General features: G+C 75.5%; 18 protein-coding genes. 10 read left to right on the top strand and 8 right to left on the bottom strand.

The annotated features are described in order from the left end of the window. Nucleotide 1: 1 nt before the first annotated feature. Nucleotides 2-2,314 (bottom strand): endopeptidase La, encoded by a 2,313-nt coding sequence (lon, locus tag PHK61_RS02150; RefSeq protein ID WP_274279311.1) that lies wholly within the window; start codon nucleotides 2,312-2,314, stop codon nucleotides 2-4. Between the two features lie 90 nt (nucleotides 2,315-2,404). Between lon and PHK61_RS02145 the strand changes: the two genes are divergently transcribed. Then, entirely contained in the window at nucleotides 2,405-2,767 is a 363-nt protein-coding gene (locus PHK61_RS02145; protein WP_274279310.1) for a nuclear transport factor 2 family protein, read from the top strand. A 7-nt stretch (nucleotides 2,768-2,774) separates the two neighbouring features. Here PHK61_RS02145 and PHK61_RS02140 read toward each other — a convergent pair whose 3' ends face one another. The 5 genes from PHK61_RS02140 to PHK61_RS02120 all read right to left on the bottom strand — a co-directional run bounded on the left by PHK61_RS02140 (nucleotide 2,775) and on the right by PHK61_RS02120 (nucleotide 5,928). After that, nucleotides 2,775-3,185: an OsmC family protein gene (locus PHK61_RS02140; RefSeq protein WP_274279309.1), complete on the bottom strand. Its 411-nt coding sequence runs from the start codon at nucleotides 3,183-3,185 to the stop codon at nucleotides 2,775-2,777. A 43-nt stretch (nucleotides 3,186-3,228) separates the two neighbouring features. Beyond that, nucleotides 3,229-3,510 carry a WhiB family transcriptional regulator gene (locus tag PHK61_RS02135; protein WP_274279308.1) on the bottom strand — a complete coding sequence of 94 codons (282 nt, stop codon included), beginning with the start codon at nucleotides 3,508-3,510 and terminating at the stop codon, nucleotides 3,229-3,231. 112 nt (nucleotides 3,511-3,622) lie between these two features. Next, a complete protein-coding gene (locus PHK61_RS02130) occupies nucleotides 3,623-4,480 on the bottom strand; it encodes an esterase/lipase family protein (protein WP_274279307.1) in 858 nt (285 codons plus the stop codon). 86 nt (nucleotides 4,481-4,566) lie between these two features. Next, nucleotides 4,567-5,022 (bottom strand): MaoC family dehydratase, encoded by a 456-nt coding sequence (locus PHK61_RS02125; RefSeq protein WP_274279306.1) that lies wholly within the window; start codon nucleotides 5,020-5,022, stop codon nucleotides 4,567-4,569. 21 nt (nucleotides 5,023-5,043) lie between these two features. After that, on the bottom strand, nucleotides 5,044-5,928 hold the full coding sequence (locus PHK61_RS02120) for an SDR family oxidoreductase (protein ID WP_274279305.1): 885 nt from the start codon (nucleotides 5,926-5,928) through the stop codon (nucleotides 5,044-5,046). A 65-nt stretch (nucleotides 5,929-5,993) separates the two neighbouring features. Between PHK61_RS02120 and PHK61_RS02115 the strand changes: the two genes are divergently transcribed. From PHK61_RS02115 to PHK61_RS02095, 5 genes are all read left to right on the top strand, one after another. Next, a complete protein-coding gene (locus PHK61_RS02115) occupies nucleotides 5,994-7,184 on the top strand; it encodes an MFS transporter (protein WP_274279304.1) in 1,191 nt (396 codons plus the stop codon). Between the two features lie 61 nt (nucleotides 7,185-7,245). Then, the gene (locus PHK61_RS02110; RefSeq protein ID WP_274279303.1) at nucleotides 7,246-8,004 is read left to right on the top strand and encodes an SDR family NAD(P)-dependent oxidoreductase; all 759 of its coding nucleotides are present in this window, start codon (nucleotides 7,246-7,248) and stop codon (nucleotides 8,002-8,004) included. Then, the gene (locus PHK61_RS02105) at nucleotides 8,001-8,780 is read left to right on the top strand and encodes a crotonase/enoyl-CoA hydratase family protein (RefSeq protein ID WP_274279302.1); all 780 of its coding nucleotides are present in this window, start codon (nucleotides 8,001-8,003) and stop codon (nucleotides 8,778-8,780) included. Before PHK61_RS02110 ends, PHK61_RS02105 begins: the two co-directional genes overlap by 4 nt. A 219-nt stretch (nucleotides 8,781-8,999) precedes the next feature. Next, nucleotides 9,000-10,574, top strand: a complete 1,575-nt coding sequence (locus PHK61_RS02100) for a hypothetical protein (RefSeq protein WP_274279301.1) — start codon at nucleotides 9,000-9,002, stop codon at nucleotides 10,572-10,574. Nucleotides 10,575-10,688: 114 nt separating this feature from the next. Beyond that, entirely contained in the window at nucleotides 10,689-11,639 is a 951-nt protein-coding gene (locus PHK61_RS02095; RefSeq protein ID WP_274279300.1) for a hypothetical protein, read from the top strand. Between the two features lie 85 nt (nucleotides 11,640-11,724). On the opposite strand, the gene PHK61_RS02090 is transcribed toward PHK61_RS02095, so the two are convergent. Further along, nucleotides 11,725-12,246: a VOC family protein gene (locus PHK61_RS02090; protein WP_274279299.1), complete on the bottom strand. Its 522-nt coding sequence runs from the start codon at nucleotides 12,244-12,246 to the stop codon at nucleotides 11,725-11,727. 20 nt (nucleotides 12,247-12,266) lie between these two features. Then, on the bottom strand, nucleotides 12,267-13,046 hold the full coding sequence (locus PHK61_RS02085) for an adenylate/guanylate cyclase domain-containing protein (protein WP_274279298.1): 780 nt from the start codon (nucleotides 13,044-13,046) through the stop codon (nucleotides 12,267-12,269). A 343-nt stretch (nucleotides 13,047-13,389) separates the two neighbouring features. Here PHK61_RS02085 and PHK61_RS02080 point away from each other — a divergent pair, with 343 nt between their 5' ends. The 4 genes from PHK61_RS02080 (at nucleotide 13,390) to PHK61_RS02065 (ending at nucleotide 20,640) form a co-directional block, all read left to right on the top strand. After that, nucleotides 13,390-13,944, top strand: a complete 555-nt coding sequence (locus PHK61_RS02080; RefSeq protein WP_274279297.1) for a peptidase associated/transthyretin-like domain-containing protein — start codon at nucleotides 13,390-13,392, stop codon at nucleotides 13,942-13,944. Next, nucleotides 13,941-14,585, top strand: coding sequence for a ferric reductase-like transmembrane domain-containing protein (locus PHK61_RS02075; RefSeq protein ID WP_274279296.1), 645 nt, complete (start codon nucleotides 13,941-13,943; stop codon nucleotides 14,583-14,585). The genes PHK61_RS02080 and PHK61_RS02075 overlap by 4 nt, the downstream gene beginning before the upstream one ends. Nucleotides 14,586-14,595: 10 nt before the next feature. Next, nucleotides 14,596-14,793, top strand: a complete 198-nt coding sequence (locus PHK61_RS02070; RefSeq protein WP_274279295.1) for a hypothetical protein — start codon at nucleotides 14,596-14,598, stop codon at nucleotides 14,791-14,793. 102 nt (nucleotides 14,794-14,895) lie between these two features. Beyond that, a complete protein-coding gene (locus tag PHK61_RS02065; RefSeq protein WP_274279294.1) occupies nucleotides 14,896-20,640 on the top strand; it encodes an ATP-binding protein in 5,745 nt (1,914 codons plus the stop codon). Nucleotides 20,641-20,723: the final 83 nt, after the last annotated feature.

Below are 20,723 nucleotides of genomic sequence, written 5' to 3'. Positions count from 1 at the left end.
GTCAGGCCGCCACCTCGAGGGCCTGGCCCGGGATCGTCTCCGGCGCCGGCTCGAGGGCGACGTCGAGGACCTCGGTGATGGTCATCGACGGGTGGAACTCCAGCTGGGCGGCCACGTCGGCGGGCACGTCGTCGAGGTCGGCGCGGTTGCGCTCCGGCACGACGATCTGCGTCAGGCCCGCCGCGTGCGCGGCCAGCACCTTCTGCTTCACCCCGCCGATCGGCAGGACGCGCCCCTGCAGGGTCAGCTCGCCGGTCATGGCGACCGTGTGCCGCACGGGGCGCCCGGTCAGCAGCGACACCAGCGCAGTGGCCATGGTGACGCCGGCCGAGGGTCCGTCCTTCGGGATCGCGCCCGCGGGGACGTGCACGTGGAACGAGCGTCCCGTGAACGCGTCCTGCGCGATGCCCAGCTCCGCGGCGTGCGAGCGCACCCACGACAGGGCGATCCGGGCCGACTCCTTCATGACGTCGCCGAGCTGACCGGTCAGGACCAGGCCCTCGTCGCCCGTCATCCCGGCCGCCTCGATGAACAGGACGTCGCCGCCCGCCCCGGTCACGGCCATCCCGGTCGCGACGCCGGGGACCGCGGTCCGCGCGACGGCCTCGGTGAAGACCCGCTGCCGGCCGAGGTGCCGGCGGATGACCTCGGTGTCGACGACCACGGGACCCGAACCCGACGCCACCTCGGTGGCGATCTTGCGGGTCAGCTTGCCCAGCGAGCGGTCGAGCTGGCGGACGCCGGACTCGCGGGTGTACTCCGACACCACGAGGCGCAGCGCCGACTCGTCGGCCGTGACGTCGTCGGGCGTCAGACCCGCGCCGCGGACCTGGCGTGGCAGCAGGTGGTCCCGCGCGATCGCGACCTTCTCCTCGACGGTGTAGCCGTCGAAGGAGATGACCTCCATGCGGTCGAGCAGCGGCCCCGGGATCGTGTCCGTCTGGTTCGCCGTCGCCAGGAACACCACCTGCGACAGGTCGATCTCGACGTCGAGGTAGTGGTCGCGGAACGCGTGGTTCTGCGCCGGGTCGAGGACCTCGAGCAGCGCGGCGGACGGGTCGCCGCGCCAGTCGGCGCCGACCTTGTCCACCTCGTCGAGCAGGATCACCGGGTTCATCGTGCCCGCGTCCCGCAGCGCGCGCACCAGGCGTCCGGGCAGCGCGCCGACGTAGGTCCGCCGGTGACCGCGGATCTCGGCCTCGTCGCGGACGCCGCCGAGCGACATCCGGACGAACTCCCGGCCCATGGCCCGCGCGACCGACTCGCCGATCGACGTCTTGCCGGTGCCGGGCGGGCCGACCAGCGTCAGGATGGTGCCGGCCTTGTCCTCCTCCACGCCGCGGTCGCGGCGCAGCTTGCGGACGGCCAGGTACTCGACGATGCGGTCCTTCACGTCCTCGAGACCGGTGTGGTCGGCGTCCAGGACGCCGCGCGCCGCGGTCGGGTCGAGCTGCTCGGCGGAGCGCTGCGACCAGGGCAGGGCGAGCAGCCAGTCGAGGTAGGTCCGGATCATCGACGACTCGCCGGACTGGTCGCCGGCGCGCTCGAGGCGGGCGAGCTCGCGCTCGGCCTGCTCGCGCACGTGGTCGGGCATGCCGGCCTCGGCGATCTTCGCGCGGTAGTCGTCGCCGGAGCCGGCGTCGTCGCCGCCCTCGCCGAGCTCCTTGCGGATCGCCTCCAGCTGGCGGCGCAGCACGTACTCGCGCTGCTGCTTGGCCGCGCCGGACTCGACGTCCTCGCGCAGCGACTTGCGCACCTGCAGCTCGGCGAGCCGCTCGCGCTGCAGGCGCAGGGCGAGCTCCAGGCGCTCGCGGACGTCGAGCGTCCCGAGCAGGGCCACCTTCTCGTCGTAGGGAATCTCCGGCGCCCAGCCGGCCGTGTCGGCCAGCGCGCCGGGCTCGTCGATGCCGCGCAGGAACGCGGCACCGCGCCCGTCGTCACCGCGCAGCTCGAGGACCTCCTCGACGACGGCGCGGTAGGTGGTCTCCAGCTCACGGATCCGCCCGTCGCGCTCGGTGGCGTCCGGGTGGGTCGTCACGTCGACGCGCAGGCGGCCGTCGTCGTCGGTGCGTCCCGACCCGGCGCGGCCGCGGGCGACGCCGGTCAGCTGCACGGCGGTCACGCCGTTCGGGAGGCGCGTGCGCTCGCTGACGTCGGCGACGGTGCCGACCTCGGCGAACGTGCCCTCGCGCCGCGGGACGAGCAGGACCTGCTCGCCCGCCTCGACGGGCCCGACCTCCGCGGCCGGGATCACCACGGTCATGCCCGGGAAGACCACGTTGTCGTCGACGGGGACCAGCAACAGCTCGGTCATCTCGTCACCCCATCACTCGTTCTGATAGCAGCTACAAGAGTTGAAGTGGCGTCGGTATTCCTGGGGCGGCGGGACGGGCATGATCGCCGCATGGCCGGTGTCGACGAGCTCCTCATCCGCAACCTCCTCGAGGTCTTCGGTGAGCGCGACGGCGGGCGCCGCCGCGCCGTGATCGCCGAGCTGTACGACCAGGACGTGCTGTTCCAGGACCCCGAGGGCGCCGTGCACGGGCGCGACGCGATCGACGCGAAGGTCGCCGCGCTGCTCGGCGACGCGCCGGCCGGGTTCGTCTTCCACGCCACCGATCCCGTCCGCGTCAGCGGCGACCTCGGGGTGCTGACCTGGGCGTTCGGCCCTGCGGACGGCGCGCCCGTCGTGTCCGGCACCGACATCGCGCTGACCGCGGGCGGGCGCATCGTGCGCCTCCACACGCTGCTCGACGGCGGCGCCTGAGCCCGGTTCAGCCGGGGGCGGTGACGTCGAGGCGCGTCACGATCACCAGGGCGTCGCGCAGCAGGATCGTCACCGGCGTGCTGTCGACGACAGCGGCGAGCTGGGCACGGTGGTCGGTGTCGAGATCGGCCGCGAGGCCCACCCGCCGGTGCAGGACCGGGGGCGGGCCCGGCTCGAAGGAGACGTCGACCTCGACGCCCGACCCGTCGACGCCGAAGCGCTGCAGGAACGTGCGCACCGACATGGCGGTGCACGACGAGAGCGAGGCGGCGAGCAGCCCGTACGACGTGGCGCCGTCGGGCTCGCCGTGCTCCGCCGGCACCGTGCAGTCGACCGACAGGCCGTTGACGTCGAGACAGACGACGCGCCCGTCGCCGTCGGCGAGCCGGCCCCGGGCCCACACCGCGGGCTTGTCCATGAACACCAGCCTGGCACGGCCGGCCCGGGCCCGGCGTCGCGCGTCAGTGGTGGCTGCGCGACAGGTGCGCCCGCCGCTCCTGTTCGCTCTCGCCGCCCCACACGCCGTAGGGCTCGTTCACGCGCCGGGCCCAATCACGGCAGGGCTCGCGGACGGGGCAGCCGGCGCAGATGCGCGCGGCGTCCGCCACACGCCGGCTGCGCCGGGGGTCGCGCTCGCCGTCGGGATGGAAGAACAGCTCCGAGTTCATGCCACGGCAGGCCGCGTGGACCTGCCAGTCCCAGTGGTCGGTGATCGCCCACGGAAGTCGGGACACATCAGCCATCGATCACACCTCCTACCGACTGTCGTACACCTCGTCGGCGGAGCTCGGCGTGAGATCCCGGTCTCCTGCGCGCGCCGGTGGGCCGGGATCGGTCACTGCCCAGCGGCGTGGTTCAGGCGGCGGCCGGGACGGGTGCGGGAGCGGGCGAGGCGTCGGCGCCGTCGCGCCCGTCGCCCGACAGACCGTGCGACACCGCCGAGGTCCAGCGGAAGGGCCGCCAGCGGTCGAGCGGCACCTCGAGCCGGTCGGCCACCGCCACGAGCGCCGCGGGGTTGTGGGTCAGCCCGCAGTGGCTGCCCGGCACGACGACGTTCTCGCAGAGGTCGCCGTCGTCCTGGCGACAACCGTCGCCGTGGAGCAGCCCGTCGAACGGCGAGTAGACCGCGATCGAGCGCACCGGCACCGGCCTGCGGATCAGCTCGACGATGTCCTCGGTGTCGGCGGAGAAGCCCCAGTGCCGCTCGGCGGCCCGGAACGCGCCCGAGACCCGGTTGATCTCGGCCTCCGGCCGCCACGGCGAGCCGAGACAGACGATGCGTTCGACCGCGTCCGGGCGGATCTGTGCGAGCCAGCGCGCCATGAGACCGCCCAGGCTCCACCCGACGATCGCGATCGGGCGCCCGTGGCGCGCGTGCAGCTCGTCGAAGCGGTCGATCAGGCCGTCGAGGATCGCGTCGGTGAACCCGTGGTTGAGGCCCAGGGTCCAGCGGTGGGTGTGGAAACCCCGGGTGCGCAGGTGGGCCCGCAACGCCGCGGTGGTGATGTCGCTGGTCACGAACCCCGGGATGACGAGCACCGGCTGTCCGTCACCCCGACCGCCCTGCGGCAGGACGTGGCGCACGGTGTGCCACGCGGCCGTCTCGACCGACGCGCGGACGAGGTCGGTGGCCGTGAGCCACCAGGAGGGGAAGGGCAGGGTCGCGCCGCCGGGGTCGACGCCGGTCCGCCAGATCGGTGTGGGGGCGTCCATGACGACCACCTCCTCGTCCGGCCCCGCGCCGACGCGGTCCGGTGAACGATGACTTACCCGACCGCGTCGTCCGGCAACCCCCGGCCTCAGAAGTAGGCGCGGGTGACGAGGTCGGCCACGCAGGCCGGCTTCGCCGAGCCCTCGACCTCGATCGTCACGCGGGTGACCAGCTGCAGCCCGCCGTCGCCGACGTCGGTGGCGTCGACCAGCGTCGAGCGCGCCCGCACCCGGGTGCCCGACCGCACCGCCGACGGGAACCGGACGCGCTCCAGGCCGTAGTTGAGGCCCATCCGCGTGCCCTCGACGCGGCGCAGCCCGTCGAGCAGCAACGGCACGAGCGAGAGCGTCAGGAACCCGTGGGCGACGGTGGCGCCGAAGGGTCCCGAGGCCGCGCGCTCGGGGTCGACGTGGATCCACTGGTGGTCGCCGGTGACGTCGGCGAACCCGTCGATGCGGTCCTGGCCGATCTCCAGCCACTCCCCCGGCCCGAGCTCGCGGCCCAGCGACGCGAGGAGCTCCTCGCGTCCGTGCAAGGTCTCCATGACCCGGAAGCTACCGCGTGGCTACAGGCGCGCGGCCCGGATCGCGTCGGCGAGGGAGGTCGGCGCGCGACCCAGCAGGTTCTCGAGCGCCGGGCTGTCGGTCTCCAGCTCGCCCTTGGCCGTCGACTCCTCGAGCGCGGTGACGAAGCGGGCCGTGTCCTCGTCGGCCCCCGCCGCGCGCAGCGTGTCGGTGAACTCGGCGGACGGGAGGTCGCGGTAGGTGACCCGGGTGCCGGTGACGTCGGTGATCGTCGCGGCCAGGTCGGCCATCGAGAACGCCGGCCCGCCGAGCTCCCAGTAGCCCTGCTGGTCGGCGATGTCGCCGGTGAGCAGCGAGACGGCGGCCTCGGCGTAGTCGGCGCGGGTCGCGGCGGAGACCCGCCCGTCGCCGGAGGCACCGACGATCTCGCCGCGGGCGAGGTACTCGTCGAGGCGACCGGTGTAGTTCTCCGTGTACCAGCCGTTGCGGGCGACGGCGAACGGCAGGCCCGAGCCCTGCAGGGCGTCCTCGGTGGCAGCGTGCTCGGGCGCCAGGACGAGCTCGGTCTCGTCGGCGTGCAGCACGCTCGTGTAGACGACGAACCCGACGTCGGCGGCGTCCGCGGCGCGCAGGACTCCTGTGTGCTGCTCGAGGCGGTTGCCGACCGTCGGGCTGGACACCAGCAGGAGCCGCTCGATGCCCTCGAGGGCGGTGTCGAGGGTCTCCGGGCGGTCGTAGTCGGCCTCGCGGACGCCGACGCCGAGGTCGGCGAGGTCGCCGGCCTTGTCGGGGTGGCGCACCAGCGCGAACACGTTGCGGGCCGGGACGCCGCGACGCAGCAGCGCGTCGACCGCGAGGCGTCCGAGGTGGCCGGACGCGCCGGTGACGGCGTAGGTGGCGGTGGGGAGGACGGGCGGCTCGCTCATGCGGCGCAGGTGCCCCGTGGCCCTCGCCCCGGAAACGGCGTGGCCCGATGGGTGATGATGGACGCGTGGCGGGAGCGGTCGGCGGCGGCGTCGCCACCTACCGGAGGGTGCTCGTTCTGCCCGGTCTCGCGCCCCTCTACGCCATCGGGTTCGCCGCGCGCCTGCCGGTGACCGCGACCGGCGTCGTGCTCACGCTGCACGTCGCGATCGGGCTCGACCAGGGGTTCGCCGCGGCCGGGCTGGTCGGCGGCGCGGTCACCGCGGGCATCGCGCTCGGTGCCCCGTTCGTGGGGCGCCTCGTCGACCGCCACGGTCTGCGCCGGGTGCTCGTGCTCTGCGGGCTCGCGCAGGCCGTGTTCTGGGGCATGGTCCCGTTCCTCGACGCCGCCGCGCTCGTGCCCGCAGCGCTCGGCGCCGGGCTGCTGGCGCCGCCCGCCTTCGCGGTGGTGCGCCAGTCGCTGGCCGCGTCCGTGCCCGCCGAGCACCAGCGCCCGGCGTTCGCGCTCGACGCGATGTCGACCGAGGTCGCCTACGCCGTGGGCCCGGCCCTGGGCACCCTCGTGGTGCTCACGCTGCCCGGCACCGGGACGTGGCTCGTCGGCGCCGCGTTCGTCGTGGCCACGATCGCGCTCGGGTGGCTCGACCCGCCCGTCCGCGCCGCGGGCCGGCGTCCCGGCGAGCACCCGGCGCCGCCGGTGCGCACGTGGCTGCGCGGCGGGATGCTCGTGGCGCTGGCCTCGACGGCCGCCGCGATCCTCATGCTCACGGCCACCGAGCTGTCGGTGGTCGCGATGCTCACCGCGCGCGACGAGACCGCCTGGTTCGCGCTGGCCAACACCGTCTGGTGCGCGGCGTCGCTGGTCGGCGGCTGGATCTACGGTGCGGCGCAGCGGCCGCCGCCCACCGCGGTCCTGCTCGGGCTGCTCGCGCTCGGCTCGCTCCCGGTCGCCCTGGGCGGGCCGTGGTGGACGCTGACGCTGCTGCTGGTGCCGGCCGGGGCCTTCTGCGCACCCGCGCTGGCCGCGGCGGCCGAGACGGTGGGCCGCCTCGCACCCGACGACGCGCGGGGGGTCGCGACGGGCCTGCACGGCTCGGCGCTGATGGTCGGCGCCACCGTCGCCGCCCCGCTCACCGGCGTGCTCATCGACGGGGTCGCCCCGGCCGCCGCGGTCGCGGTGGCCGCCGGGATCACCCTGCTCGTCGCCGCCGTCGCGGCGCTCGTGACCGGGACGCGGACCGGCAGCCGGGGCCGGTGACACGGTCAGCCCTGACCGTTTATGGTGCGGTCCACGTCACCGTCACCGAAGGGACCTGATCATGGACTTGCAGGGCGTCTCGGCCCTCGTCACCGGCGGCGCGTCCGGCCTCGGGCTGGCCACCGCCAAGGCGATCACCGCGGCGGGCGGCCGCGTCGTCGTCGCCGACCTGCCGTCGTCGAACGGCAAGGAGGTCGCCGCCGACCTCGGGGGCGAGTTCGTGGCCGCCGACGTCACCGACGCCGACGCCCTGGGTTCCGCGGTCGCGGCGGCCGAGGCGGCGGGCCCGTTCCGCGCGCTCGTGCACTGCGCCGGCATCGGCAGCCTCACCCGCGTCGTGGAGAAGAACGGCGAGCCCGGCGACATGGAGGCCTTCGAGCGGGTCGTCCGCGTCAACCTCTTCGGCTCGTTCAACGCCCTGCGCCTCGCCGGCGCGGCGATCGCGCGCACCGAGCCGGTCGACGGCGAGCGCGGCGCGATGATCATGACGGCGTCGGTGGCCGCGTTCGAGGGCCAGATCGGGCAGATGGCCTACTCGGCGTCGAAGGGCGGGGTCGTGTCGATGACCCTGTGCGCGGCCCGCGACCTGGCCTCCAAGCTGGTCCGCGTCAACACGATCGCCCCGGGCCTGTTCGACACGCCGCTGTTCGCGACGCTCTCCGAGGACGTGCGCAAGGCCCTCGGCGACTCGGTGCCCAACCCGCGCCGCCTGGGCGACCCCGCCGAGTACGGGCAGATGGCGGTCGCGATGCTGCAGAACCCGATGCTCAACGGCGAGACGATCCGCCTCGACGGCGCGATCCGGATGGCGCCCCGGTGACCGCCGCCGAGGAGGAGACCGTCCTGCGCACCGAGCGCGACGGGACCACGCTGGTCATCACGATCGACCGGCCGAAGGCCCGGAACTCGGTCAACACCGCGGTCGCGCAGGGCATCGCCGACGCCCTCGACGAGCTCGACGGCGACGACGAGCTGGTCACCGGCATCCTCACGGGCGCGGGTGGATTCTTCAGCGCCGGCATGGACCTCAAGGCGTTCCTGCGCGGCGAGCGCCCGCACATCGGCGACCGCGGCTTCGCGGGCATCACCCAGCGCCCGCCGGCCAAGCCGCTGATCGCGGCGGTCGAGGGTCCGGCGCTGGCCGGGGGCTGCGAGCTCGCGCTCTCGTGCGACCTCGTCGTGGCCTCGGAGGAGGCGAGCTTCGGCATCCCCGAGGTCAAGCGCGGTCTGGCCGCCGCCGCGGGCGGGCTGCTCCGGCTGCCCGCGCGCATCCCGCGGACCGTCGCCATGGAGCTCGCCCTCACCGGCGACCCGATGTCCGCGGCGGACGCGCACCGGTGGGGCCTGGTCAACCACCTGACCGCACCCGGCGGGGCGCTCGAGGGCGCCCGCGAGCTCGCGGCCCGGATCGGTGCCAACGGCCCGCTCGCCGTGCGCGCGAGCAAGCAGGTCATCGTCGAGTCGCCGTCGTGGCCCGCGTCGGAGATGTGGGCGCGCCAGGGCGAGATCCTCGGACCGGTGCTCTCCAGCGAGGACGCCCGCGAGGGCGCCGCCGCGTTCGCCGAGAAGCGCGCCCCGGTCTGGAAGGGGCGCTGACCGGGCAGGACCGACCGAGCGGGGACGCCCGGACGACACGTCCGGGCGAATCCCTGCGTGATCAGGTGTCGACGCTCGTTGGGGCGTCGACGGCTCCGCTGATCACGAAGCCGCTTCGAACGCTTCGTGATGGGTGCTCACATGGTCACGTCAGGTCCGGTCCGCCATCGACTCCGGCCGTCTCGCCGTCCGGCCCGCCTCGCCGTGGTGGGTGCAGCCGTGGCGCTGCTGTCCGTCGGCACCGTCGCGGACGGATCGGCCACGCCGGGCCCGGGGACGGCGCCGCCGACGATCGTGCCGTGCGACCTGACCGGACCGACGGGCTGCACCCTCACGGCCGCGGGCGGCCGGGTCGGCGTCGTGGTCCCGCCGGGGGTCGACCGCGTGGTCGCCCTCGTGACCGGGGGTCAGGGCGGGTCGCCGGGCTCGGGTCGGGGTGGCGACGGCGGCGGGGGCGGCGAGACCGTTGCCGAGTTCCCCGTGCGCCGGGGGCAGGTGCTGACCGTGTGGCCGGGCACCCGTGGGGGCGCCGCGGCCGTCGGGCGGGGCCTCGTCGACGGCGGCCCGCGGGGCCGGGCGTACGGCGGGAACGACGGCGGGTCCGGCGGCGCCGCGAGCGCGGTGCTGGCCGGTTCGACGCCGTTGGTCGTCGCGGGCGGAGGCGGCGGTAGCGGCGGTGACAACGGCACCCGCGGCGGTGACGGCGGCGCGGGGGGCTCCCCCGCGGACGACGGCGAGGACGGCAACGGGACCTGCTTCGTCGGGACCCGCGACGTCCAGGTCGGCTTCCCCGGCACCGGCGGGCGGGGCGGCGGTGCGCGGACCACGCGTGGCGACGGGGGCCAGACCGGCTACCTCGGCCCCGGCGGAGGCGGTGGCGGTGGCGGTGACCCGCGTGGTGGCGGCGGCGGCACCCGCGGTGCGGGGTTGTGCGGCGGCGCGGGCGGGGGTGGCGGCGGGCGGTCCTCCGTGGGCGGCGGAGCCCGGGCGCTCGCCTACAGCGGGGTCGCGGGCAACGGGGACGGCACGATCACGCTGCGGCGCTACACCGGGAGCAGGCGCTTCGACTGCACGCGGTCCTCGGTCCCGTGGCCGGTCCCGGCGGGGGTCGCGCGAGTCTACGCGATCGCGGTGGGCGCCGAGGGGGGCCGCCCGACCGGCGTCACGGCCGGACACGCCCCGGGACACGGCGCGCGGGTGGCCGGCGACCTCGACGTCACCGGGCGCGCCGGCCTGGAGGTCACGACCGGGTGCGACGGCAACCGGGGAGCTGGCCACGGGCGGGGATCCGGCGGCTCCCGCGGCACGGCCGGCCCGGCCGACTCCGCCGACGGCGGCGGGGGCGGCGGCGCCAGCGCCATCCGCGCCGGGGACACCTCGCTGCTCGTCGCGGGCGGCGGAGGCGGCGCCGGGGGCAGCACCGCGACCGGGGCACCGAACGGGTCGCGCTACGCCGGTGGTGCCGGCGGCCAGGCCGGCCACGGGCCGGGGAAGGCGGGCGCCCGGGGCGGTGCCCGCGGTGAGGGCGACTTCGGCGACGGGGGTGGGGGCGGGCCGGGCGCGCGCCGCCCCGACCGCAACGGCGGCGACGGCGGGACCTCGTCGACGGGCGGGGGTGGCGGCGGTGGCGGCGGGGGCTGCCTGCACGGCGGCGACGGAGGCAGCCACGGCGGCGAGTTCGGCGGGGGCGGCGGCGGAGGTGCCGGCGACTCCTGCGCGGACGCCGCGCTGACCGGCGCCCGGATCACCCCGAGCACCGACCCCGGCGACGGCTTCGTGCTCCTCGTCTACTGAGGGCTCGGCCCGGTGGATGGTCCGGGTCGTCCCGACGACCCGGACACTCACGGGCGCCGGAGGTGCCCGCGTCCCCTACGATGCGGGGCCACGCCCGCCCGGGAGGGAGCCCGCATGCACCTCCACCACGCCGTCGTCGAGGCCGAGGTGCTGCTCACGCGCATCGAGCGCGGTGAGATCGAGACCGGGTGGGACGCGGCGGGCGGCTGGGACGTGCGGCGCCAGCAGCTCCTCGTCGACACCGTGCTGCGCGAGTGGCCGCTGCCCGCGATCGTCCTCGCGGGCGGCGACGAGTCCGACGTGCTGCTCGACGGCCGCGAGCGCCTGCGGGCCCTGTGGCGGTTCGTGCACGACGAGCTGCCCGTGGGCGGCACGGCGTCCGCGGACGGGGAGTACCTCGAGCAGCTCGACGGCCTGACCTACAGCCAGTTGCCCGAGCGGTTCCGGCGTCGCGTGCGGCGCCACGGCGTGCTGGTCGTGCGGGTGCCGGGCCACGCCGAGGGCGAGGTGCGGGAGCTGGTGGCGCGCTGGGACCCGACGACGCCCGCCTTCCGCGCGCCGTCGGCCGCGCCCCCGACGCCCTCGTCGGCCCCGGCGATCACCCCGCCGGAGACGGTGCCCCCGCCGCCGGCGACGCCTCCCCTGCCGGCGGCCCGCGAGCCCGGTGAGTCCTTCCGGCCGGCGGTGCCGGAGGTACCGGCGTCGCCCGCGTCGGAGCAGGCGACCGGCGCCCACCGACGGGCCGCGGCGAGCGAGCCGATCTTCGACGAGCTCTCCGCGTGGTTCCTCGAGGAGTCGGGCCCGCCGGACTCCTCCGGCTGGTCCTCCATCGCCGACCCGGCGCACGAGGCGGCGCGCTCCGCGCTGCGGGAGTCGACGGTGGAGCTGACGCCCGCCGGGCTCCCGATCCGCCAGCCCGCCGCGCGCCTCGCCCCCGGCGGCATCCAGGCCCCGGCGCAAGCGCGCCCGGCGCCCACCCCCGACGCCCGCGCGGTCGGCGAGCACCTCAACCGCTTCCGCGAGGGCGCCAGCGCCGCGCGCCACGACCTCTCCCCGCCCGCCTGACCCGGCCCGGCGTGTCGCCGCTCGAGGATGTGGCGATCCTGGCGTCACACGCCAGCGATGCCGCATCGCTCGCCAGGGCGAGGGGTCAGACGGTGTCCTCGCCGTACATCTCGCCGAGCGGGTCCATGATGAACTCGACGCGGGCGCCGTCGGGGTCGTGCGTGTAGATCGAGACCTCGGACTCGATCATGTACTCGATCCCGCGCTCGTCGAGGCGGCGCTTGATCCCGTACCACTGGCTGCCGGGCACCGAGATCGCGATGTGGTGCAGGCCCCCGAGCACCTCGGCGTAGGGGCCCGGGTCGACGCCGGGCAGGTCGAAGAACGCCAGATTGTTGCCGTTGCCGACGTCGAAGAAGAAGTGCGTCGAGCCCGCCAGGTCGCGGTTCTCGAACAGCACGGTGACCGGGAAGCCCGCCACGTTCTGGTACCACTCCACGGTCGTGCGGACGTCGCGGCAGACCAGCGCGGTGTGGTGGATGCCCTTGCCGGTCGACGGCGGACGGTTCTCGCGGGAGTGGAGGAACTCCTCGCGGATGCGGTCGCGCGCCTCGGTCAGCCGCTGCCGCTCGTCCTCGCTGATCAGTGAACTCTTCTCGGCGCTCATGCCCCGAGACCGTAGACCGTTCAACCGAGATCGTGGACCGCCAGCGAGCCCGCGTCCCGCTCGGCCTTCCCGCCGGCGGCGCCGCCGTCGCGGGTGAGCTCGGCGAGCACGCGGTAGGTCATGCCCCGCGGGCGCAGTCCGAGCTCGGCGGCGGTGTCCTCGTCGAGGCGTTCGACGAGGTTCTTGGTGACGAGACGCTGCCCGCCGGTCGCGACCTGCTCGACGCGCGCGCACTCGTTGACCTCGTCGCCCAGCGCGGTGACCTCGAGCCGGCCGCCGGTGACGATCTGGCCGATGAACAGGTCGGAGCCCCAGTGCGCGCCGACGTTCATGCGACAGTCCTGCACCCGCACGTCGGCCCCGCTCTCGGCGAGGTCGGCGACCACCGCGGCCACCACCTCCGGCAGCTCCTGCACGGCACGCAGCGCGGCGCCCGCCGCCTGCGCGTCCGACCCGTGGCCCTCGCGCAGGAAGTAGGCGCTCGCCCCGTCGCCCGCGTGCTTGCCGACGATGCCGCCGTGGCGCGCGACCAGCTCGTCGAACGCCGTCGTGACGCCGCGGATCAGCTCGAAGTAGACCGGCGTGGGCAGCCGCCGGGACAGCGGTCCCGACCCGTCGATGTCGGCGAAGACCACCGCCGCGGGCCGCTTGGCGGGCGCCGAGAGGTCGGCCATGCGCGTGAACATGGCCTCGTCGCCCTCGCTGACCAGCGCGAGCACCCGAGCCGGCAGCAGCGGCGCGTAGATCAGCACCGCGCCGAGCGGGCTCCCGTCGGGGTGGCGCAGCGTCACCCCGAGCATCCCGACGCCCCGCTGCCGCCCGCCGATTCCGGAGGCGCGCGGTGATCGCCACCGACGAGCTCTCCACGCGGCTCGTCGGCCTCGCGGTCACGCCCCGCCCCGCACACGTGGTGGAGGCCGTGCTCGCCGACCGGGCGCTCTCCGGGCGTCTGCCCGACCGGCGGGCCCGATGTGCGCGCGGCGAGTACGCCCTCGAGCAGGCCTGGGCCCGCCGCGTGCTCGCCGCCCCTACCCCGCCGCCGAGCTGGACGCGGAGGCCGCGGCCCTCGCCCACGTCCGCGCGCGGATGCGCCCCGGTGCCACTGCTCGCCCGCGTCCCGGCCCGATCGGGGACGCTGTCCCCGTGCCCACCACCCGCACCGGTCCCCACCCGGCGGCGGTCGTCGCGGTCGTCCTGCTGGCGGCGATGATCGCCGCCGCGCTGTGGAACTCCGACGAGTCGGGGACCGGCGCGCGCCAGGTGGGCGCGGCCGCCCCGGCCCCCGTCGCCGTCCCGGCCGCGGTGCCCGGTGCCTCGTGCGCCCCGACGGTGACCAACCCGGGCGGGCGCAACAACTACCGCGAGGACGCGCCGCCCGACGTGCCCCTGGGCCGCGGCCTGGTGATCACGGGAACGGTGCGGGACACCGCCTGCCGCCCGCTGCCCGGCGTGCGGGTGCAGGTGTGGCTGCAGACCTCCCTGGGCAGCGAGCGCGAGAACCGCACCACGGTCCTGACCGGGCCCGACGGCGTCTACCGCGTCACCAGCGACCCGGCCGTCGCCCAGTTCGGCGAGCCCAACGTGCACGTGGCCCACGACGTCGACGACAGCCCGTGGGCGTCGGTGTGGCAGCGCCACGTCCTGCGCTCCGACGACACCCTCGCCGTCGTCGACCTCACCCTGGCGGCGGCGTCGTGAGGTGGGTCGCCGGGGTCGCGGCGCTGGGCGGGGTGCTCCTGCTGGGCCTCGCGCTCGCCGCGCCGCACCTCGCGGAGGGCTCGCCGCTGCTGGTGGTGTCGACGCTCGCGGCCTGCGTCGCGGTCGCCGCGCTCGCGGCGCAGCCGTGGCTGACGCGCCGCCGGGTGCCCGCGCACGTGCGGGTCGGCGGGGTGATCGCCGTGCTGGTGGCCGTGCACGTGCTCGCCCTGGTGCTCGAGAGCCCCGACGACGCGCTCTACTCGATGTCGATCGACGGCCCGACGCGGGCGCGGATGGCGCTGTTCGCGACGATCCTGCTCGCCGTCGTCACGCTGCTCGGCGTGCTGCGGCGACGGCTGCGCTGGTCGGCGGCGACGTGGCGGTTCGTGCACGGAAGCCTGGCCGGCGGCGTCGTGCTCCTGGGCGTCGGGCACGCGGTGCTCATCGAGGGCGCGCTCGACGGCTGGGGCACCCCGGTCCTGCTCGCGCTCGGGGCACTCGGGGTGGTCGGGGTCGTGGTGCGGCTGGTGGCCGTCCTCCGGGCGGGAGACGGGGCGCGACAGGGCCCGACCCCCCGGGACGGTGGCGCGACGCCCCACGATCGTGGGCGGGTCCCGTCGGCGGACGACGGGCGCCCCTAGCGTCGGCGCCGTGGAGCCCACGCCGATCTTTGCCGCCCTCACCCACCCCGACGACGACCGGACCACCCCGCGCGGCACCCACGGCGCGCACGGCTCCGGTCGCTCGGTGACCGATCTGCTCCGCGAGCTGCGCCACGAGACCCCGGGCGCCGGGCGGGCGACGAGCGTCGGCCGGGTCCCCGGCCTGCTCACGTTTCCCCGCGACTGACCCCGCCCGACGACGGAATCGGTCACGAGTTCGTCCTGACGGCCCAGCGAGCACCCGCGAGGACTCCGCGGGACCCGGCCGTCGCCGTTAGGGTCGGCGACCGTGAGCGTGCCGCCTCGTCCGTTCCAGCGCCTGGCGATCGTCAACCGTGGCGAGCCCGCGATGCGCCTCATCAACGCCGTCCGGGAGTGGAACGTCGAGCACTCCGGCGTGCTCCCGCCGATCCGCACCATCGCCGTGCACACGGCGGTCGACCGCCACGCGATGGCGGTGCGCGAGGCCGACGAGGCCGTCCTCATCGGGCCCGACGATCCCGACGACATGGGACCGGTGCCCTACCTCGACCTCGCCGAGCTCGAGCGCGCGCTCGTGTCCCGCCGGGTCGACGCCGTCTGGCCGGGCTGGGGGTTCGTCAGCGAGCGCGCCGAGTTCGCCGCGCTGTGCGAGCGGCTGGGCATCACGTTCGTCGGGCCGGGCTCCGAGACCATGCAGCGGCTCGGCGACAAGATCGAGTCGAAGCGGATCGCCGAGAGCGTCGGTGTCCCGATGGCCCCGTGGAGCGGCGGGCCGGTCGCCGACGTGGACGCGGCGCGCGAGGCCGCGGAGAAGATCGGCTTCCCGCTCATGGTCAAGGCGACCGCGGGCGGCGGCGGGCGCGGTATCCGCTTCGTCGCCCGCGCCGAGGACCTCGACGACGCCTTCACCCGCGCGTCGAGCGAGGGTGAGCGCACCGCCGGGGACGGCACGGTGTTCCTCGAGGGCGCGGTGCGCGGCGGGCGGCACGTCGAGGTGCAGGTGGTCGCCGACACCCACGGCGGCGTGGTGACGCTCGGGGTGCGCGACTGCAGCGTCCAGCGCCGCAACCAGAAGGTGCTCGAGGAGTCCGCCTCCACGGCGCTCGACGCCGAGCAGGACCGGCTGCTGCGCCAGAGCGCCGCGGACCTCGCCCGCGCGGCCGGGTACGTCAACGCCGGCACCGTGGAGTTCCTCTACGACCCCGCGAACGAGGTGCTCTCGTTCATGGAGGTCAACACCCGGCTGCAGGTCGAGCACCCGGTCACCGAGGCCGTCACCGGCGTCGACGTCGTCAAGCTCCAGCTGCACGTGGCCATGGGCGGGTCGCTCGCCGACGTGCTCGGGGACGCGGTCATGGCAGACCCGATCAACCCGCCGGCCTCCGGGCACGCCATCGAGGCCCGCCTGACCGCCGAGGACCCCGAGCGCGGGTTCACCCCCGCGCCCGGCGCGATCCGCCACCTCGTGCTGCCCGCCGGTCCGGGCATCCGCGTCGACACCGGTGTGGCCGCCGGCGACGTCATCCCGCCGCAGTACGACTCGATGATCGCCAAGGTGATCGCCTGGGGCCGCACCCGCGACGAGGCCCGCGCCCGCCTGGCGCGTGCGATCCGGCAGACGGCCGTGGTCGTCGAGGGCGGCACCACCAACAAGGCGTTCCTGCTCGACCTGCTCTCGCGCCCCGAGGTCACCGAGGGCACCGCGGACACCACCTGGCTCGACACGATGATGGCCGACGGCTACACCCCGCCGCGGCGCGTCGACATCGCCCTGCTCGCGGCCGCGGTCGAGGCCCACGAGGCCCACGAGTTCCGCCAGCAGGGCCGCCTGTTCCTCTCCGCCGAGCGGGGCCGCCCCGAGGTGGGCCACGAGGTGTGGCACCAGGTCGACGTCCGCGTCGTCGGCGAGTCCTACCGGCTGCGGGTGGCCCGCACGCGCCCGTCGCACTACCGGGTCGTGCTCGACGGCGACGGCGCGGGCGGGAGACGAAGCGGAGCGGAGCTCGACCCATCCCAGACCGGGGTGGACGTCGTCGTCGAGCGCTCCGGGCGCTTCGAGCGCCGCCTCACCGTCGGCGGCCGCACGTTCGGGGTCCTGTCGGTGGCCCAGGGACCCGACTACCTCGTCGAGGTCGACGGCGCCGTGCACCGCATCGCGGGCGGCGAGGCCGGGCTCGTGCGCGCCCCCGCACCGGCCATGGTGGTCTCGATCCCCGTCTCCCCCGGCGACACCGTGACCGAGGGCGACACCGTCGCCGTCGTCGAGAGCATGAAGCTCGAGACCGCGCTGCGCGCCCCGGTGTCCGGGCGGGTGGCCGAGGTGCTGGTCGACGCCAACACCCAGGTCGAGGGCGGCTCGCGCCTGGTCCGCCTCGAGCCCGACGCCGACGACCCCGGCGCCGCGTCCGGCGAGGAGCGGGTCAGCCTGGCCGCGCTGGCCTCGCCGCTGCCCGAGGACGAGCAGGCCGACGCCCGCACGCGCGCCCGCGACGCGCTGGCCGCCCTGCGCGCGCTCGTCCTGGGCTACGACGTCGACGAGCGGGAGGCCGAGCCCCTGCTCGACGCGCTCGACCGCGCCCGCGAGGAGCTCCCGGCCGACGACGCGGGCCTGCTGCACGACGAGATCGGCATCCTGTCGATCGTCGCGGACCTCTCGGCGCTCTCGCGCAATCGCCGCCTCGAGGGCGGCCCGGACGAGCTCGACGACACCGCCGTCGACGAGGAGTCGGCGCGCAACCCGCAGGAGTACTTCTACGCCTACCTGCGCAGCCGCGACGCCGACGCCGAGGTGCTGCCCGAGTCGTTCCGGCTCAAGCTGGGCCGCGCGCTCGAGCACTACGGGGTCCCCGAGCTGGGCGCGGCGCCGGAGCTGCTCGGTCCCGCGCTCTACCGCATGTTCCTGGCGCACCGCCGCGCCGGCGCGCACCAGCCGGTGGTCGCGGCCCTGCTGCGGGCGCGCCTGCGCCGCCCGGAGTCGGTGAGCGCCGACGGCGAGGGCTACCGCGCGGTGCTCGACCACCTCGTCGCGGCCACCCAGGTGCGGCACCCCCAGATCGGCGACCTCGCCCGCCAGGTGCGGTTCCGCTGCTTCGACGCCCCGCTCATCGAGTCCGAGCGCGAGCAGACCCAGGAACGGGTCCGCGCCGAGCTCGACGCCCTCTCCGGCGACCCCGCGACCCGGTCGCGCCAGATCGACGAGATCGTCGCCTCCGGCGAGCCGATCCTCGGGCTGTTCTCCGAGCGGCACCACGCCGTGATGCTCGAGGTGATGACCCGGCGGTACTACGGGCTCATCCGCGACCTCGGCGACGTGCGCGTCGAGGAGCACGACGGCCGCCCGCTGCTCATCGCGCGGTACACCCACGACGGGCACTCCTACGTCGTCCTCGCGACCGTCGCCACGGTCGACCAGCCCGACGGCGCCACCGCCCCGGCCACGGTGTCGACCGACCTCCACCAGCTCATCGACTCGCTCCCGGCGGGCGACACCGTGCTCGTCGATCTCTACGTGACCTCCCCGCGCGGCCCGGAGGCCCCCGACGGGCCCGAGGAGCGCGCGACGCGCATCCGCCACTCCATCGGCACCGTCCCCGCCGCGGTCGGGCGCGTCACCGTCGGCATCCGGGGCACCGTCCACGACGGCGACCACGGCGGTGGGGCGACCAGCTGGTTCACCTTCCGCCCCGAGGACGGACAGCCCGTCGACGGGTCGAGCTCGGCTCCGCTCCGTCACCCGGTCGAGGACCGCACGCTGCGCGGCCTGCACCCGATGGTCGCCGAGCGCCTCGGCCTGTGGCGGCTGCGCGACTTCGAGCTCACCCGCCTGCCCTCGGCCACCGACGTGCACCTGTTCCACGCGCAGGGCCGCAACGTGCCCGAGGACCGCCGGCTCATCGTCACCGGCGACGTCCGCGACCTCACGGTGCTGCGTGGCGACGACGGGGCGGTCCGGGCGCTGCCGCAGGTGGAGGCCGTGCTCGACGCGGCGCTCGACAGCCTGCGCTCGGCGCGCGCCGCCGACGCCGACCTCGCCGCGCTGCGCTGGAACCGCGTGCTGCTCTACGTCTGGCCGGTCGTCGAGGTCCCGCTCGCCGAGCTGGACGGCATCGTGCGCACGCTCGCCCCGCGCACCGAGTCGCTGGGCATCGAGCAGGTCATGGTGCGGTTCCGGACGCCGGACGGGGAGTTCCTGCTGCGGATGTCCCGGCCGCCGGGCGCCGGGCTCACGCTGCGGGTCACCGCGCCGCCGTCGCACCCGATGGGCGAGCTCGACGCGTACACCCAGAAGGTCATCAAGGCCGCGCGCCGCGGGGCGCTCTACCCCTACGAGCTGGTCCCGCTGCTCACGCGCAGTCCCGACCAAGGCGGCGATCCGGGCACGTTCACCGAGTACGACCTCGACCCCGAGACCCTCCGGCCGGTGCCGGTCGACCGGGCGCCGGGATCCAACACCGCCAACTTCGTCCTCGGCATGGTCTCCACGCCGACGCACCGCCAGCCCGAGGGCCTCACGCGCGTGGTGCTGCTCGGCGACCCGACCCGCGCGCTGGGGGCGATCGCGGAGCCGGAGTGCCGGCGGGTGCTCGCCGCGATCGACCTCGCCCGCGAGCACCGCGTGCCCATCGAGTGGTACGCGGTCTCGGCCGGCGCGAAGATCGCCATGGACTCCGGAACGGAGAACATGGACTGGATCTCCCGGGTGCTCCGGGAGATCATCGAGTTCACCCAGCAGGGCGGCGAGATCAACGTCGTCGTCACCGGCATCAACGTCGGCGCCCAGCCCTACTGGAACGCCGAGGCCACGATGCTCATGCACACCCGCGGCGTGCTCGTCATGACCCCGGACTCGGCGATGGTGCTCACCGGCAAGCAGTCGCTGGACTACTCCGGTGGCGTGTCCGCCGAGGACAACTACGGCATCGGCGGCTACGACCGGATCATGGGCCCGAACGGCGAGGCCCAGTACTGGGCGCCGGACCTGTCGGGGGCGGTCGACGTGCTGCTCGCGCACTACCGGCACACCTACGTCGTGCCCGGCGAGCGCTTCCCCCGGCTCGCGCCGACCGACGACCCGGTCGATCGCGATGTGCGCACCGCGCCGCACCACGGTGACGGGTTCTCGGTCCTCGGCGAGATCTTCGATCCGGCCGTCAACGCCGAGCGCAAGAAGCCGTTCGACATCCGCTCGCTGATGGGCGGCGTCGCCGACGCCGACCACCCGGTGCTCGAGCGCTGGGCCGACATGCAGGCCGCGGAGTCGGTGGTGGTGCTCGACGCCCACCTCGGCGGGCAGCCGGTCGAGCTCATCGGCATCGAGTCCAAGCCGCTGCCCCGCCACGGCCCGCCGCCGGTCGACGGTCCGTCGCAGTGGACCGCGGGGACGCTGTTCCCGCGCTCGTCGAAGAAGACCGCGCGGGCCATCAACGCCGCGAGCGGCAACCGGCCGGTGGTGGTGCTCGCCAACCTGTCGGGCTTCGACGGCTCACCCGAGTCGCTGCGCGGCCTGCAGCTCGAGTACGGCGCGGAGATCGGCCGGGCGGTGGTCAACTTCGACGGGCCGATCGTGTTCTGCGTGGTCTCGCGGTACCACGGCGGCGCCTTCGTCGTGTTCTCCGGGACGCTCAACGACGAGATGGAGATCGCCGCGGTCGAGGGCTCCTACGCCTCGGTGATCGGCGGGGCGCCGGCGGCCGCCGTGGTGTTCTCCGGCGAGGTCGCCAAGCGGACCGCCGCCGACCCGCGCGTCGCCGAGCTCGAGAGCCGGATCAGCGAGCACCTCGAGCGCGGCGAGGACGTCGCCGAGCTGCGCAGCGAGCTCGCGAACGTCCGGCCGGTGGTGCGCTCGGAGAAGCTGGGCGAGGTGGCCGACGAGTTCGACACCAAGCACTCGGTGGCCCGGGCCCAGGAGATGGGCTCGGTGCACGCCATCGTCGACCCGGCGCGGCTGCGGCCCTACCTCGTCGACGCTGTGCGGCGCGGGATGGAGCGCACGCTCGCGCGGGGCTCCTCGTCGGGGTCCCCGGCGGCGTCCTCGTCCCGACCGTCGTCCTGACCCTCGCCCTCCTCGTCCCCCGTGCGGGGGGCGGGGAGGGACAGGTCCAGCTGGTCGTCCCCGGCCCGCTGGGGGCGCCGGTA

Source organism: Actinomycetospora lutea (genome assembly GCF_028737205.1).
In the GTDB taxonomy this organism is placed as follows: Bacteria; Actinomycetota; Actinomycetes; order Mycobacteriales; family Pseudonocardiaceae; genus Actinomycetospora; species Actinomycetospora lutea.
The sequence above is the reverse complement of the archived record's forward strand: the minus strand, read 5'-3'. Positions and strand labels throughout refer to the sequence as shown.